Here is a 16,936-nt window from a genome sequence, read left to right on the forward strand (position 1 = left end):
AATTATCGATTAGTATAATGCCGAAAAGTTAAAAAAAACCTAAAAGACTAGTTTTCAAAAGCCTCAATTTCCATCTGAACAGTTTCCCATTGCGCCATAAGATCTTCTAAATCTGATTTTAATTTTTGATAACTATCAAAGAAGTAAGGCTTAGATGTAGTTTCTTCATAATTAATCTCCAATTCAACATCAATCGCTTTAATCTTTTTTTCTAATTGATTTATTTTAGATTCTACATTGCTCAATCTATTGTTCAAAGATTTTAACTTTTTTTGGTCTTCATAAGACGTTTGTTTCTTTTCCTTTGGTTCTTGTTTCACCGCTGTGCGCTTTTCTACCTCCCTTAAACTTTCAACCTTACGTTGTTCTAGGTAATAGTCAATATCTCCTAAATACTCTTTGATTTTATGATCTTTAAACTCATACACTTTATTGGTGAGGCCTTGTAGAAAATCACGATCATGCGACACTAAGATAAGGGTTCCTTCATAACGCTTTAAAGCCTCTTTTAAAACATTCTTAGATTTAATATCGAGATGGTTGGTCGGCTCATCCATAATAAGCACATTAAAGGGTTGTAACATTAACTTAGCCAAAGCCAATCTATTACGTTCACCCCCAGAGAGTACACTTACGTATTTATCAACCTCTTCTCCTCTAAATAAAAACGATCCTAAAATATCACGAACCTTACTCCTGTTGGTTTCATTAGCGGCATCAATCATGGTTTCATGAACAGTTTTATTACCATCAAGATACTCTGCTTGATTTTGAGCAAAATACCCTAGTTGCACATTATGTCCTAATTTTAATGTGCCTCGATACTTAACGTCACCAACCATAATCTTTGCCAGTGTAGATTTTCCCTGACCATTCTGGCCTACAAAAGCTGTTTTACTATCACGTTCAATCAACAAATTAATGTTTCTCAAAACTTCATTATCGCCATAACTTTTTGAAACGCTTTCAGCCTCAACCACCACTTTTCCGGGGGTAATAGAGACTGGAAAATTTAAAGTCATTACGCTATTATCATCTTCATCAACCTCAATCCTATCAATCTTATCAAGTTTTTTTATTAACGATTGCGCCATAGTTGCTTTTGAAGCCTTAGCCCTAAACTTTTCAATCAGTTTCTCGGTATGCTCAATTTGCTTCTGCTGATTTTTTTGTGAAGCCAATTGCTGGGTTCTTAATTCTTCACGCAACACTAAATACTGAGAATATGGTTTAGGATAATCATAAATGCGGCCCAATGATATTTCTATTGTGCGGTTGGTTACATTATCTAAAAACATTTTATCGTGCGATACGATTACCACAGCTCCTGTATATCCTCTTAAAAAATTCTCCAACCAAATAATAGATTCAATATCAAGATGGTTGGTTGGCTCATCAAGTAGCAAAATATCATTATTCTGAAGTAATAATTTAGCCAACTCAATACGCATGCGCCACCCTCCAGAAAAAGTATCGGTGAGTTTATCAAAATCTTCCCGCTTAAATCCTAAACCTTGTAAAATCTTTTCGGTGTCTCCTTGGTAATTGTACCCACCTAGCACTTCATATTGATGTTGCAGATCATTGATATCGATCATTAATTGATGATAGCTGTCACTTTCATAATCTGTGCGCTCTGCCATTTGAGTATTAACCTCTTCCATCTTGGCTTCTAAGGTCTTTATCTCAGTAAATGCTTCATAAGATTCTTCAAGCACTGTTCTCCCTTGAATAAAGTCTATATCCTGCTTTAAAAACCCAATTTTGAGTTCTTTATCAGCAGCTATTTGCCCTGTATCAGGCTCCATTTCCTTTGATAAAATTTTAAGCATTGTTGATTTACCAGCTCCATTTTTACCAATAAGCCCAACTCTATCACCGTTCCCTAACTTAAAGGTAATGTCTTCAAAAAGGTATTCTCCTTGAAATGAAATGGATAAATTATGAATGTTCATCATAGAAATGTAACTTTTGTCACCGTGCTTTTTATATATAAACCGTATTTTAGCAAGGAGATTGCGCAGCAAAAATACACAAATTATATGTTTAAAAAAGGATCAAAACTTTATAGTATTTTTACGGGAACTTGCCCGAAGTGCCATGAAGAATCGATGTTTAAAAATAAGAATCCTTATATACTTTCGGAAGCTTTAGACATGTATGAAACCTGCTCAAACTGCGGCACAAAGTACAAAATAGAGCCCTCTTTCTTTTACGGCTCTATGTATGTTAGTTATGCCGTTGGTATTGCCTTTGCTGTTGCTGCCTTTATTATTTCATTCTTTGTTTTTAATGCAGATATTAACACGGTTTTTATCTCTATTGTGATTACCCTTATAGTTTGTATGCCTATCATTTTAAGGCTTTCAAGAAATATTTGGATTAACTTTTTTATGAGTTACGATAAATCTTTGGCTAAAAAACAATAAGCCATCACATAATCCTGATTTTTTATAAAAAACTCAAATTAGGCAGTTTATATAACATTATATGAAACGGTCTATATTTATTTCTTTATCTAGAGGGATATTCTTTTCAATAAAGTCAAAAAGTTGTTTTGCTACATACGGACCAATCATAACACCTCGCGTGCCTAAACCATTTAAAACATACATGTTTTTTTGCTCCTGGTGTCTTCCTACCAACGGCCTTCTATCTTTTACAGTAGGTCTAATTCCAGCTACTTGATCAACGACCTCAAACGAACAGTTGATTATTTTTTTTAGTTTATTTAATAAGTCTTCCTTAGCTTTTAGACTTACTTGGTTACTTAAGTCTTTCCATTCATAAGTAGCCCCAACAATATATAAATCTTCTCCCATAGGAATTAAAAACACCGCCGACTTTAAAACAAAATCAATTTGCAATTCGGGTGCGTGAATGACCAGTAGTTCGCCCTTAGCTGGATTAAGGGGTAACTGGTTAAAATACGGATTCTTTGTTATACCATATCCTTCAGAAAACACAATATTTGACGCTTGAATCCCCTTATAATACAACTTTTCTTCTTTACTCCTGATATCTTCATATTGAAACGAATCGCTATAAAACGCACCCTTATTCTTTAAATCGGAGACATAAGCTTCAATAAGTGTTTTTACTTCAATCCGTCCCGTATGTAACACCTCTCCAAATCCATAGGATGCCTCAATAGCAAGGTTGTTATTCTTAATAATTTTAGGAGAAAGAAATTCTGAAAGATTAAGCTTATCGGATGCGCCAAACCAATCATTTTGTTCTTCTAAAGATGCAAATTTTCTATAAACAGGTAGTTTATAATCTATTTGAATACCAAGTTCTTTTTCAATTTTAGCGTAAAGTGGCAAGGCCAAATCGAGTTGTTCTTTGCTTTTCCATACTGTTGTAAATCGTTTTAAAACAACGGGATTATACAATCCACCGGCCACCATAGAAGACTGCTGTGAGCTATTATCAAAAACAACAAAACTTTTCTTATGCGCCTTTAGTTGTTCACAAAAAGACACGCCTGCAAGCCCCAGACCTACTACTATATAATCTACTTTCATAGTTTCGCAAATATACTGAGAAAACCATTTTTATATTTAGTAAAAACAAAAAAAGACCCGCTTAAATATAAGCAGGTCTTTTCGTTTATAATTCTATGGGACTAATAGGTCCACATATCAAGCTCAAAATCTCTAATTTTATTCTTTATTCTTTCTGATTCTAACAATTGCATTAAAGCATTTTGTGAAACATATTCTGTAACAGCTCGGTCATTTTGCACATTTTCTTCTCTAAAAATATAACCTTGAAAACGTCTAGCATTTAACAAATGATCAAATGAAAAAGGCATAGAACTGTTTGAATTGTTGAATGATTTTGCTTCATGCAATACTTCTCTTGCATCAGGAAACCAAACCCAAAATAATGGCACTAAGTCTGGGCTATCTGTATCAATGAAATTAACATCTGGTGCTACTGGAGCAATACCAAGTAATCTATATTTCATTTCGGCCTGACGTTTATCAAAATACCACAAACCTTTAATGTGATACTCTTTAATATCGGCAGCCGTAATGGTTCTTCTATTAATATACTCAGCAGACAATTCTTCTCCTGCATTGATTTGTTCAATACCCAACTCGGTTGTATCAACCATAGTTAACGCAGCTTCAATATCTTTTAGCGTTCTCTTGGTAGTAAAATAAGAATCATCATAGATGTTTTCAATAGTTCCATTTTTGATGTTTTTCATTAACACATCATATAATGAACGTCTGTCTTTACCAATGTTATTGGTGTCAATGGGATAATATAGTGGAAAATTTGCTCTTTCATCAAGCGATATTTTTTCCCAAACCATTTTTGAAAACAAGATATCTCTGTCATCAACATATCCATATTCTAAAGGTTTATCATTATCTACCGCTTTTTGACTAGCTGTTCTCACACCTATTTCATCAGGAGTCTTAGCATTTAAGATATTTGCCTGAGCAAACAGAGTTGTTGCTGTAAAAGCAGTTGCAACGGTTAATAAAAAACTTCTTAATTTCATCTTATTCTTATTTTTCATTAAAAATTCCATGGCCATAACCAAACATTATGGCCATAGTATTAGTTTGTTAATTCAACAAAAACAGGCGATACTTTTTTAAGTATTACACTTACACCACTAGCTTTTGCCTCGATATCAAATATTTGGATACCAGAACCTCGTTTTGCCTTAGCAAGTGCTTGTTGCGCTCTACCATCTAACTTATTTCCTTTTACATTGATAGTTGGCTGCCCTGGTACTTTAAATTTAAATCCTGTAACTTTTAAAGGTAACTCAAAATCAAAATCATCAAATTTAGCTCCAATGGTAGATATTTTAAGTGAGCTACGTTGCATTTTTAACGCACCATCTTCACCTCTAACTGTTCCTGTTGGTTTCGGTAAATCTTTAATTCTGAACTTAGCATTATCACTAACTTTTCCACCATCAGGTAAAGTTCCCGTTACATTAATAGTAACTTCTCTACCTCTAATACTTGTGGCATCCATTACATAGCTACTTCCTGAAGTTCTACTTAAACCTTGGGCACTGGCAGAGACTTTATTATCAGGAATACCAGCAAATGAAATGGTCATTGGGTTTTTAACACCACGATATACTACATTCATTTTATCAGCCGAAATAGTAGCTGCATTTGGTTTTGCTACGGTTGCAAATGACGAGTTTACAGGAACTTCAATTTCTTCACCATCTTCACCAAAAATAAGTTTCCCTTCAATTTTGTGTTCTCCAACACCACCGGTACCCACTTTCAATTTCACTTTACCATCTTCAATAGTATACTGATCTTCGGAAAGTTTTCTACCATCTAAAGTTAACTCAACTCTTTTTGGTTTAGTTGATGCATCTTTTCTACCTAGAACGATTTCTCCATCAAACTGCTCACCGTTAAAGTAAGCTGATTTAGAAGTTTCCATTAAGGTAGTATAGTTTGTCATAGACACCTCACTAGATAAGGTTCCTTGTAACATAGTTGCCAAAACTTCTGATTCAGTATTCTTGATATCCGCTTGAAGTTGTGTCATTTTTGTTAAAGAAGCTACCAAAGGAAAACCCTTGTAATGATAGTCTAACCATCTTACTTTTCGTCCATCACGGTTTGTAACTTCTTCTGTACTAAACTCAGATTTCACTTCTGCAATTACAGATTCCATTCCTTTTTCTGAAGATAAAATTTCTACAACGCCTTCTCTAAAGCCATTAATATGATCAAGAAACTTTTGACCTTCTTCTTTGATTATATCTCCTTTAAAAAAGTTTTCGTCTAGGTAATCGCCTTTATCCATAATCTCATAGTCGGTTGGATCATCAATCTTGGCGGTCATTTTACCTTTCAACTCTTCTAAATAAGTATCAAACTCTTCTGCCAATTTATCAATGGACTCTGCTTTAGCTTTTAAGTGTTCATACTTTTCAGGCTGATCTGAAGCTTTTTGCTCTAAACTCGCCATAAAATTGTCATTCTGCTGGGTTGAAGCAACGTTTGACTTCGTTAACTTTTCGTTCATTAATCCGAAGGCTGAAAGCACCTCCTTTGACATATTTAATGCTAGCATTGCTATAAATATTAAATACATCAGATTAATCATTTTCTGTCTGGGTGATAAATTTCCTGCTGCCATGTTAATTAGGTTTTTGGTTAATTAATTTTGATTTGGGTTTATTAACACTCCTAATTATTTACTCATTGCAGACAGCATACCACCATATACACCGTTTAACGATGATAAATTAGACGCTAAAGATTGCATTTGCTCTTTTAACTTTGCAGCATTCTCGATTGACTCTTCATTAATTGTAGCTTGCTTATTTACACTTTCTAATTGCATTTTGTATAAGCTATTTAATGATTCCATTTGAGCCGCAGCTAATGATAATTCTTCACCATATTTCTTAGTTGCTTCAATAGAATCTGCAGTAGAACTCATATTTTTTGCCGCACCTTCAAAGTTTTTGATGCTTTCTCCTAAGCTAGCAATTAATTCTCCATCAATTTTAGCTTCTCTTAATAAGTCATCTAATTTTTTTGATAGTAAGCCTTGTGCATCTTGGTTAGCTTCTTTCTTTGAAGCTTGTCCTCCTGCTAACTCTGGATATACTAAAGACCAATCTAATTCTTCATCAACAGGTTCAAATGCTGATAATGCAAATATAATTGCCTCAGTTACAAGACCAATGGTTAACATAACATTACCTGTTAACGGTCCAATTTCAAAATGAATAATCTTAAATAAGGCACCAACAATTACAATTGCTGCTCCTAATCCGTAAGCCATATTCATGAATTTTTTGTTTGCTTTTGACTTTGCCATAATTTTCGGTTTTAAAATGTTAAGTAGGTTAATACTTAAGTAGGTTAATTAATAGTTTATAATTGATTTGATTTAACACAAATTAGTTTCCGCTCTTGGTTACTTTTGTCCCCATGTAATCTTGAACGGTTCTGAAACCAATGTAACTTCTTGCTGAATCAGCATATTCGTAATCTCTTGAACTTACTTGTAAAAAGTATGCTACGTCTTTCCAAGATCCTCCTCTTACAATCTTACGTTGATTATCATTATCATTAACACTCGGGTTAATGGTAGAGGTGTACTCATAAGATGATGGATCATAGGATGCATTTACCCATTCGGCCACATTACCAGCCATATTATATAGATTATAATCATTTGGCTCGTAAGACTTCGCTTCAACGGTGTAAAGTGCTTGGTCTGCTGCGTAATCCCCTCTTACAGGTTTAAAGTTTGCCATAAAACACCCTCTATCGCTCTTTGTATAAGGCCCTCCCCAAGGATAAGTAGCAGCTTGTAAACCGCCTCTTGCGGCATACTCCCATTCTGCTTCAGAAGGTAACCTGAATGTATTAACAGGTGATGTACCTTTTTTTGATTTTAAATAGCTATTCTTATTAATAGTTCGCCACTCACAAAATGCTTTAGCTTGTTTCCAAGTAACACCAACTACAGGATAATCACTATAGGCATCATGCCAGAAATAATCATTATGCATAGGCTCATTATAAGAATAGGCGAAATCTCTAATCCAAACAGTAGTATCTGGATACACTTCAATTTCTTCCTTTATAATAACGTCTTTACGCTTAACACCTCTACTTCTAGCGGCTTCTTGAATATCCATATGACTGTATTGAAACTTGAATTTAGTCACATCCCAAGTACGCTGTCCGTTATAAGATTCTTCAAGCGGTAAATACATAGTATCCATAACTTCAGTATAATATTCATCTGGATATTCTGAAGTATCAAAAACTAGATCTACATCTTTGTTTATTTTTCTTCCTTCGTACCCTGTTGGACCTAAGCCAGTATAGTTTTCAAACATATACTTCTCATAAACAGACATATTGGCTGTATCTGCATCTTTAAATGCATACTCTCCAATACCTCCATCCTCAGGAGTCATACCAACCTCATCAGCTAGTACCGCGAGTTTCATTCTTACAATTGAATCTCTTACCCAATTCACAAATTGGCGATATTCGCTATTGGTGATTTCTGTTGCGTCCATGTAAAAGGCTCTAACAGTTACTGTTTTTGCAGGAGCATCTTGAACGCCAGCCAGATCATCGTCTGCCTTACCCATTATAAATGCTCCTCCAGGAATAAGTTCCATACCATAAGGTTTTTCTGGATGCCATTTTTTCCCTTTGACACCTACCAGCTCGCCTCTATCTTTAGAGCCACAGCTGGCAAGAATTACTAATACTCCGGTTAATAATAAAAGCTTCTTCATATCTATAGTAAACTCGAGGTTAAATTATTTAGCTTGATTTTCGAGAGCGTAAACATATTTATATATTTTCGAAAAAACAACTTTTTATCTAAAAAAATGTCGTTTCATCGTAAAAAAATGTCATTTCACCGATGAAATTAACAGTTTAACCAGTATTCCCCTTTCAAACACAATTCTTCTGAAAGGCTTTATACCAGCGCTCTGGCACCTTATTGTTACAGGCATCTAGATAATCTTGATGCATGCAAGGTAATAACGTATGTCTTTTCAATTTATTATTGACTTCAGCCAAAAAAGGGATTTCAATCCACCATCGGCCTGTTTTGTTACTTTTATAAAAAATCAGTTCTTCATCATCCACCAACGTTATAAACTTCTGATAACTGTTTTCATCAGAGAAATCATCGTCAGTCACTCTAAAATTAACGCCCTCTACAAAATACCAGATCATCTGAGCCATCAACATGGAGGTCATCTCATCATCTTTAGAAGGCTTATACTCATAAATTCCAAAAGAAGACACCTTATTACTTATACCAGCATATCTGGCTATGGCACAAATTTCTTTACCATCCAGACCATTGGGTGAATATCGCTGATGCAGGCTTAGCTCAGAGCCTTTAACAGCATTCAAATCTATGCTAACAATATTTGCGTCTCGCAGTACAGGCTCTGCCAAAGTAATATCACTTGATATTTCACCTAACCTATAGGATTCAAAATACAAACTATCCATTAAATCTTTTTCCTCTTGAGAATTAAAGTAGGTTTGATACCCAATAGTAGCATAGTTGAATAAGTTATAAGGCTCGTCAAGGATTATTTTTCCCACAAAACTATTATTCTTGATTGGTTTTGTAGAATCTCCCAGATTGAACTGCGCATCAACATTTACAATATTAACCATAGGAATAAGCGTATCATAAGCTCTGTAATTAGCATATGTTAAATCTTGAGAACCTCCTATAACTACTGGTATAATTTTCTTTCCTACCAGAATACTAATAGATTCTTTTAAAGCAAAATAGGTGTCTTCAACGGTTTCTCCCCTATTGATATCGCCCAAATCGGCTATTAAGGTATTCCAACTCCCTGGAAATAGACTATAAAAAGACTTCCTAATTTCATTTAACTGAAACTCTTCCCCTATATAGTTGATATCATTTCTGTTTTCAAGCACACCAATGATAGCTATTGCTACACCTTCTAAATCGGGAATACCCTGTTGAGCAGAGTGAATTTTCAACTTTCTTCCTAAAGCATGAGGCGAAAGCAGTTCATTATGAGCAAGTACTAAATCTGAAACTGGAGATAAGAAATTAAAATTCATATGGCCTTAAAACTATTTGTGGGAATCGTTTTTTATCGATTCCCACAAATATTAAAAGAATTTATGATTTTTCTCATTCAGTTTACATAAAAATAATGTAGAATAATTAGTAATTACACAATTATCTGAATATCAAACCAAATAACTCATATAATACTTCACATCATTTCTTCTTAGCCGTTGTTTTCTTTTTGGCTGTCGTTTTTCGTTTTGTTGGCTTTTTCTTAGGTGCATTGGCTTCTATAATAGCTTTTGCTTCATCTAAAGTCATTTCAGAAACATCAACAGTTTTTGCCAATTCAACTTTTACTTTTCCTTGTATCACATGATGTCTTCCCCAACGTGCTTTTTCAACCCTTATACCTTCGGCTTCCCAACTATGAACTACCTTATCAATTTCTTTTTGAATCTTGGTTTCAATCAGTTCAACAATATCTTCATCTGATAGATTATCCCAGTCGTATTTTTTATTGACATTAATGAACATATTGTTCCATTTTATATAAGGGCCAAATCTACCTTTCCCCTTTTGAACAGGTAAATCTTTGTATATATATATAGGAGCATCTGCCTTTTGCTTCTCTTTTATTAAAACAATAGCGTCATCTAAATCTACACTCAAAGGGTCAGTTCCTTTTGCAAGCGATACAAAAGCATCACCAAATTTTACATAAGGACCAAAACGGCCATTATTAACTTGAACTTCTTCGCCCTCATATTTACCTAACGTTTTTGGCAACTGAAACAAGTCCATAGCCTCTTCATAGGTAATTGTATTTAATTGTTGGTCTGGACTTAAACTGGCAAATTGCGGTTTTTCTTCATCATCAACCGTACCTATTTGAACCATTGGCCCAAAACGCCCTAAACGTACGCTCACCTGCTTCCCCGTTTTAGGATCTGTTCCTAAAATACGCTCTCCAGACTCTCTATCTGCATTTTCCTTTACATCTTCAACAACAGGATGAAACTCTTTATAAAAAGATTTCATCATTTCAGTCCAATCTTCATTACCTTCCGCAATTTCATCAAAATCAGCTTCTACTTTGGCGGTAAAGTTATAGTCAAGAATAGCATCAAAATGATTTACTAAAAAATCGGTTACAATCATTCCTATATCGGTAGGCACCAACTTTCCTTTATCTGAACCTACTTTTTCAGTTAAGGTTTTATCTTTTACAGCGCCATTGCTTAACGTTAGCTGTGTGTAACTACGCTCTACCCCTTCTACAGTACCTTTTTCAATATAATTTCTTGCCTGTATAGTTGAAATGGTTGGAGCATATGTTGATGGACGTCCAATACCCAATTCTTCTAATTTTTTAACTAAAGACGCCTCTGTATATCTTGCTGGTGGACGCGTATAACGTTCTGTTGCCGTAATGTAATTATTTAATAAAGTTTCATTGGTTTTCATAGCTGGCAAGACACCATCCTGTTCTGTATCTTCATCATCAGTACCTTCTAAATACACCTTTAAAAAGCCATCAAACGTGATAACCTCTCCATTTGCTGTAAAGGTTTCTCTGTGTGTTGAGGCACTAATTTTAACGTTAGTACGCTCTAGCTCGGCCTCGCTCATTTGAGATGCAATAGCTCGTTTCCATATTAACTCATACAGTCGTGCTTGATCTCTATCTATATTAACGCTATGTGTAGCAAAACTGGTTGGTCTTATAGCCTCATGCGCCTCTTGAGCTCCCTTTGCTTTACCTGTATAGTTCCTTGGTTTACTATATTTGGCTCCATAAGCGTTCTTAATTTCTTCTTCAGCTCCTTTCCTTGCTTCATCCGATAAGTTAACACTATCTGTTCTCATGTACGTAATTAACCCTTCCTCATACAAGCGTTGCGCTAAAGTCATAGTTTTACCTACTGAAAAATACAATTTACGAGAAGCTTCTTGCTGTAATGTTGAGGTAGTAAATGGCGCTGCAGGTGATTTTTTTGCTGGTTTTTTTTGTAAATCAGCTACCTTAAATCCTGCTGTAGCATTCTGCTCTAAAAATTTTAAAGCTTCTTCTTTTGAGGAAAAATTCTTTGGAAGCTTCGCTTTAAACGTTTGCCCGTCTTCATTTGAAAACTCTGCATCGATTCTATATGAGGCAACGGGTTTAAAATTTTCAATTTCCCGTTCTTTCTCAACAATTAAACGCACCGAAACAGATTGCACACGCCCTGCTGACAAACCACCTTTAACTTTACGCCAAAGCACAGGAGACAACTCATACCCCACAATTCTATCTAAAACACGTCGGGCTTGTTGTGCATCTACTAAATCATAATCAATACCTCTAGGATTCTCAATTGCTTTTTGAATGGCTGATTTAGTAATTTCATGAAAAACAATACGCTTTGTTTTTTCTTTGTCCAATTTTAAAGTCTCAGCCAAATGCCAAGCAATAGCTTCTCCCTCTCGGTCTTCATCACTTGCTAACCAAACGGTTTCTGCTTTTTTAGCAAGGTCTTTTAATTTTTTAACAACTGCTTTTTTATCTTTAGAAACTTCATATTTGGGTTTAAAATCACCATCAACATTAACCCCTAATTCTTTAGAAGGCAAATCTGAAATGTGCCCAAAACTAGACTCTACTTTAAAGTCTTTTCCTAAAAATTTTTCAATGGTTTTTGCTTTTGCGGGTGACTCTACTATCACTAAATTCTTCGCCATACTTCACTTTTTGAAGGTACAAATGTATATGAAAAAAAGTATATCTGTAACTTTTTATACAGTATCTATCATATTTTTAAATTAAAAAACCTGTTTTTACATCGCAAAAACAGGTTTTTTATCATGAATATGAAAAATCACTCTATTGGCGTTCCTATTTCATCAATCGCATCTTGTTCTTTCAATCCTACTACCGATTTGTAAACATAGTATGCTGGAATATCAGAGAATTGTTGCGTTACATAAATACCGATAAAACACATTAAAACACCCACAAGACCTGCCAAAATTCCTGCAACAATTATCAATCCGAAACTTAAAAACCACTTTTTATTTCCAAGTTTAAACCCAATCTTTATAATATCTGAATTTGACAAATCTGGATTCATAGCATAAGTAATCACCATATAATATAACGGCACCATTAGATAAAACACAGGTAACACACATAAGGCATACCCCAAAATCATCATGCCTATTATGGACAAACTGAGCATAAATGTCTTTTTTAAGTATTTTGATTTTAGAAAAAAGAAGTAATCATCACTAGCATCTAACCCAAGGTCTTTATGCTTCAACATTCTATAATAAGCTCCTTTTAGTGCTACACTAATTGTTGTTACCCCTAAAATCATAACCATAATCAATACAATCATGGCACTAATAGCAAGAATCCCCATACCTTCAAGCCCCAAGCCTCCATCAAAAGACTCTTGTCCCAAAACACCTAACACAATCATAGGAACATACATTATTAAGATAAACGGAAGCATCAATACCATATTAAGCAAATATACAACCAACCCTTGCAACCATACCTTTTTAAAAAGTTCTATAGATTGGTTAAAAATATCTCCAAAATCTAGTGATTTGGCATTTTCAATTTTATTGATGAAGTGGTTTAGGTTGATCATAGTTATTATTATAGTTTATAATTTAATAATCTGTATTAGTTCCTATTTGGTCTATTTCACTCGTTTCATCAAAACCAACAACCTCTTTATAAATAAAGAATAATGGTAAGTATGCTATTGAAATAGTAAACAAAAGACCAATACCACATCCTAAAACACCTAGCATTCCAAGCAACGCCGCCACAAATAGTGTCCCAAAAGAAATAAACCACTTTTTATTCCCTAGCTTAAAACTAGCTTTAACAAGCTCCGTTTCACTCAAATCTGGATTAAAAGCAAAAAACAGAGAAAAATAAGACAGTGGAATCATAACATAAATAACAGGAAGCACAAATAAAAACTGAGCTAAAGTTGAAATACCAGTATATAGAATACCGAGCATTAAAAGTTTTGAAAAATAGCCGTTTCTAAAAAAATAAAAATAATCATCTACACCTTGCTCCCCCTGTACTTCGCGCTGGCATATCCTATAAAAAGCCCCTAACAAGGCTAAGGTTATAGTACTTACCAAAATGCTTTGAGGCACACTAAAAAGTACATTTTTAAAATAGTCATCAAACTGCACATTGAAATTAAACCCGTTGTCTGTCACAAAAGTATTGGTAGAAGCCAGACCAATTGCAGCAAATGCAAAAGCGATAACCATGGCAGACATAACAATCAATAACACTACTAAAAATCCTTTTAACCAAACCTTTTTGAACAGTTGTAATGTGCTATCGAAAATTTGCCCGAAATCTAATTCCTTTGCTCTATCTATTTTGTCATACAACGAATCAATCGTATTCATAAATTTCTATTTGGTTTTAAGATTATTGGGAATAAAGTAAATGCTTTTTAACAATACCAACAACTAAAAGACGGTAAAATGTTATAACATCAAAGATTTTAAGCATCAAAAAAATTACAAATATTTAACAACTGCCACTTTGTCACAAAACACAAATATATTGTATCTTTGCATGCTTATTGACTGATAGCAATAGCTAAAAGATTATGGAAAAAACAATTGACGAAAGCAAACAAGGGGAATCTTTAGTTCTGGAACAGAAAGAAGGTAACAAACGTAAACTTTTCATAGAAAGCTACGGTTGCCAAATGAATTTTAGCGATAGTGAAATTGTCGCCTCGATTTTAACAGAACAAGGATTTAACACAACTCAAAGTTTAGAGGAGGCCGATTTAGTTTTAGTAAACACCTGCTCTATTCGCGACAAAGCCGAGCAAACGGTTAGAAAACGCCTTGAAAAATATAATGCCGTAAAACAAGAACACAACCCAAACATGAAAGTGGGTGTTTTAGGTTGTATGGCTGAACGCTTAAAAAACAAATTTTTAGAAGAAGAGAAAATAGTAGATCTTGTTGTAGGCCCTGATGCTTATAAAGACTTACCAAATCTTTTAGCCGAAGTTGATGAAGGGCGCGAAGCCATCAATGTAATTCTGTCTAAAGAAGAAACCTATGGTGATATTTCACCTGTACGATTAAATTCAAATGGCGTTTCTGCTTTTGTTTCCATAACACGTGGCTGTGATAACATGTGTACATTTTGTGTAGTGCCTTTTACTAGAGGTAGAGAACGCAGTAGAGACCCTCAAAGCATTATTGAAGAAATCAACGAACTTTGGAATAAAGGTTTTAAAGAAGTAACGCTACTCGGCCAAAACGTAGATAGCTATTTATGGTATGGTGGCGGATTGAAAAAAGATTTTGATAAAGCCAGTGAATTACAAAAAGCTACAGCGGTTAATTTTGCTATGTTGTTAGATTTATGTGCCAAAGCTCAACCTAAAATGCGGTTTCGATTTTCTACCTCTAATCCGCAAGATTTTACCTTAGATGTGATTGAAGCTATGGCGAAACACAAAAACATTTGTAATTATATTCATTTACCCGTACAGAGCGGAAGCAACCGCATTCTAAAAGCCATGAATAGGCTACATACACGCGAAGAATATTTCGAATTAATTGACAATATAAAAAGACTCATTCCAGATTGTGCTATCAGTCAAGATATGATTGCTGGATTTCCAACCGAAACTGAAGAAGATCACAAAGACACCTTGAGTTTGATGGAGTATGTTAAGTATGATTTCGGTTTTATGTTTGCTTATTCTGAAAGACCCGGCACCCTTGCTGAGCGCAAAATGGAAGATGATATTCCTGAAGACACGAAAAAACGTAGACTAAATGAAATTATCGCGTTGCAACAAAAGCACAGTTTATTAAGAACGCAACAGCATATAGGGAAGATTGAAGAGGTTTTAATTGAAAAAGCTTCAAAACGATCTGATGCACATTGGTCTGGAAGAAACACTCAAAATACCGTAGTGGTTTTCCCTAAGGGAGACTATAAAGTGGGGGATTTTGTAAACGTAAAAATCATAGATTGTACCAGCGCTACGCTAATTGGTGAAGCTGTAGGATATTCAGAAAACAATTAAAATGGAATCAGTTCAAGCTATAAAACAACGTTTTGGAATTATAGGTAACACGCCCAGTCTCAATCGGGCCATTGAAAAAGCTATTCAAGTGGCGCCAACAGATATTTCGGTACTTGTTACTGGTGAAAGTGGTGTTGGAAAAGAAAGCATTCCAAAAATCATTCATCAGTTGTCGCATAGAAAACACAATAAATATATCGCTGTAAACTGTGGCGCTATTCCTGAAGGCACCATAGACAGCGAACTATTTGGTCATGAAAAAGGTGCCTTTACGGGTGCTACGCAAACACGTGCTGGATATTTTGAAGTTGCTGATGGTGGCACCATTTTTCTTGATGAAGTGGGCGAATTACCCCTTACCACTCAGGTAAGATTACTACGTGTTCTTGAAAATGGTGAATTCATCAAGGTAGGATCAAGTAAGGTTCAAAAAACAAACGTTCGCATTGTAGCCGCTACAAACGTAAACATGTTTGAAGCCATTGAAAAAGAGAAGTTTCGCGAAGATTTATATTATAGATTAAGCACGGTGGACATCCACTTACCACCTTTAAGAGAGCGTCAGGGTGATATTCACTTACTGTTTAGAAAATTTGCCAGTGATTTTGCCTTAAAATACAAAATGCCTACCATAAAACTAACTGATAATGCCGTTCAAGTGCTTTTAAAACACCGTTGGAGTGGTAACATCCGTCAGTTACGAAATATTGCTGAACAGCTTTCAGTACTTGAACAAAACAGAACCATTTCTGCCGAGGTCTTAAGAAGCTATTTACCAGCATCGGCCAGCACTAATTTACCTGCCATCATTAAAACATCAAAGTCTGAAAGTGATTTTAGTAGTGAACGTGAAATTCTTTATAAGGTTTTATTTGATATGAAAAGCGACCTGAACGACCTGAAGAAACTCACCATGGAACTCATGAAAAACGGAAACACTAAAGATGTTGAGAAAAACAATGAAAGTCTCATTCAAAAAATTTACGGTAATAATGACGAAGAGGATGTAGACTTTGAAGAATCTATACCTCAAAATACCGAAGTGATTTCAATACCTGAGCACGCTATAAATCAAGAAGACATCACGCCCATTCAAGACAAATATCATTTTGCAGAAGAAATTGAAGAAGAAGAAACTTTGTCACTTCAAGACAAAGAGTTAGAATTAATAAAAAAATCTCTTGAACGTCACAACGGAAAACGTAAATTAGCTGCAGCTGAGTTAGGCATCAGCGAAAGAACACTTTACAGAAAAATAAAACAATACGATTTATAAGCTTTCATTGGAATAAGAAAGCGCT

At 34.8% G+C, this 16,936-nt stretch carries 13 protein-coding genes; 3 read left to right on the forward strand and 10 right to left on the reverse strand.

Features of this window, described 5'->3' with window-relative positions; genetic code table 11:
- Positions 1-47: 47 nt before the first annotated feature.
- A complete protein-coding gene (locus FGF67_RS10000; protein WP_139697319.1) occupies positions 48-1,958 on the reverse strand; it encodes an ABC transporter ATP-binding protein in 1,911 nt (636 codons plus the stop codon).
- An 84-nt stretch (positions 1,959-2,042) separates the two neighbouring features.
- On the opposite strand from FGF67_RS10000, the gene FGF67_RS10005 reads away from it, so the two are divergent.
- Positions 2,043-2,429, forward strand: a complete 387-nt coding sequence (locus FGF67_RS10005) for a DUF983 domain-containing protein (protein WP_139697664.1) — start codon at positions 2,043-2,045, stop codon at positions 2,427-2,429.
- A 57-nt stretch (positions 2,430-2,486) separates the two neighbouring features.
- Here FGF67_RS10005 and FGF67_RS10010 read toward each other — a convergent pair whose 3' ends face one another.
- The 9 genes from FGF67_RS10010 to FGF67_RS10050 all read right to left on the reverse strand — a co-directional run bounded on the left by FGF67_RS10010 (position 2,487) and on the right by FGF67_RS10050 (position 13,980).
- Positions 2,487-3,527: an NAD(P)/FAD-dependent oxidoreductase gene (locus tag FGF67_RS10010; protein WP_139697321.1), complete on the reverse strand. Its 1,041-nt coding sequence runs from the start codon at positions 3,525-3,527 to the stop codon at positions 2,487-2,489.
- Between the two features lie 101 nt (positions 3,528-3,628).
- On the reverse strand, positions 3,629-4,519 hold the full coding sequence (porN, locus tag FGF67_RS10015; RefSeq protein WP_139697323.1) for a type IX secretion system ring subunit PorN/GldN: 891 nt from the start codon (positions 4,517-4,519) through the stop codon (positions 3,629-3,631).
- Between the two features lie 59 nt (positions 4,520-4,578).
- Entirely contained in the window at positions 4,579-6,141 is a 1,563-nt protein-coding gene (porM, locus tag FGF67_RS10020; protein ID WP_139697326.1) for a type IX secretion system motor protein PorM/GldM, read from the reverse strand.
- A gap of 54 nt (positions 6,142-6,195) precedes the next feature.
- A complete protein-coding gene (gene porL / locus FGF67_RS10025) occupies positions 6,196-6,831 on the reverse strand; it encodes a type IX secretion system motor protein PorL/GldL (RefSeq protein ID WP_139697328.1) in 636 nt (211 codons plus the stop codon).
- An 82-nt stretch (positions 6,832-6,913) separates the two neighbouring features.
- Positions 6,914-8,275: a T9SS ring complex lipoprotein PorK/GldK gene (porK, locus tag FGF67_RS10030; RefSeq protein WP_139697331.1), complete on the reverse strand. Its 1,362-nt coding sequence runs from the start codon at positions 8,273-8,275 to the stop codon at positions 6,914-6,916.
- Positions 8,276-8,438: 163 nt separating this feature from the next.
- Positions 8,439-9,605 carry a formimidoylglutamase gene (locus FGF67_RS10035; protein WP_139697333.1) on the reverse strand — a complete coding sequence of 389 codons (1,167 nt, stop codon included), beginning with the start codon at positions 9,603-9,605 and terminating at the stop codon, positions 8,439-8,441.
- Positions 9,606-9,768: 163 nt separating this feature from the next.
- Complete coding sequence (topA, locus tag FGF67_RS10040; protein ID WP_139697335.1) at positions 9,769-12,276, reverse strand: type I DNA topoisomerase; 2,508 nt, start codon at positions 12,274-12,276, stop codon at positions 9,769-9,771.
- Positions 12,277-12,413: 137 nt separating this feature from the next.
- Positions 12,414-13,190: a hypothetical protein gene (locus FGF67_RS10045; protein WP_139697337.1), complete on the reverse strand. Its 777-nt coding sequence runs from the start codon at positions 13,188-13,190 to the stop codon at positions 12,414-12,416.
- 22 nt (positions 13,191-13,212) lie between these two features.
- A complete protein-coding gene (locus FGF67_RS10050; protein ID WP_139697339.1) occupies positions 13,213-13,980 on the reverse strand; it encodes a hypothetical protein in 768 nt (255 codons plus the stop codon).
- Positions 13,981-14,186: 206 nt separating this feature from the next.
- Here FGF67_RS10050 and miaB point away from each other — a divergent pair, with 206 nt between their 5' ends.
- Together miaB and FGF67_RS10060 are read left to right on the forward strand one after the other, a co-directional pair.
- Positions 14,187-15,635 (forward strand): tRNA (N6-isopentenyl adenosine(37)-C2)-methylthiotransferase MiaB, encoded by a 1,449-nt coding sequence (miaB, locus tag FGF67_RS10055; protein WP_139697340.1) that lies wholly within the window; start codon positions 14,187-14,189, stop codon positions 15,633-15,635.
- A 1-nt stretch (position 15,636) separates the two neighbouring features.
- Positions 15,637-16,911, forward strand: coding sequence for a sigma-54 interaction domain-containing protein (locus FGF67_RS10060; protein ID WP_139697342.1), 1,275 nt, complete (start codon positions 15,637-15,639; stop codon positions 16,909-16,911).
- The last annotated feature ends 25 nt before the right edge of the window (positions 16,912-16,936 follow it).

Origin of the sequence: Allotamlana fucoidanivorans (genome assembly GCF_006265225.1) — a bacterium.
Lineage (GTDB): Bacteria > Bacteroidota > Bacteroidia > Flavobacteriales > Flavobacteriaceae > Allotamlana > Allotamlana fucoidanivorans.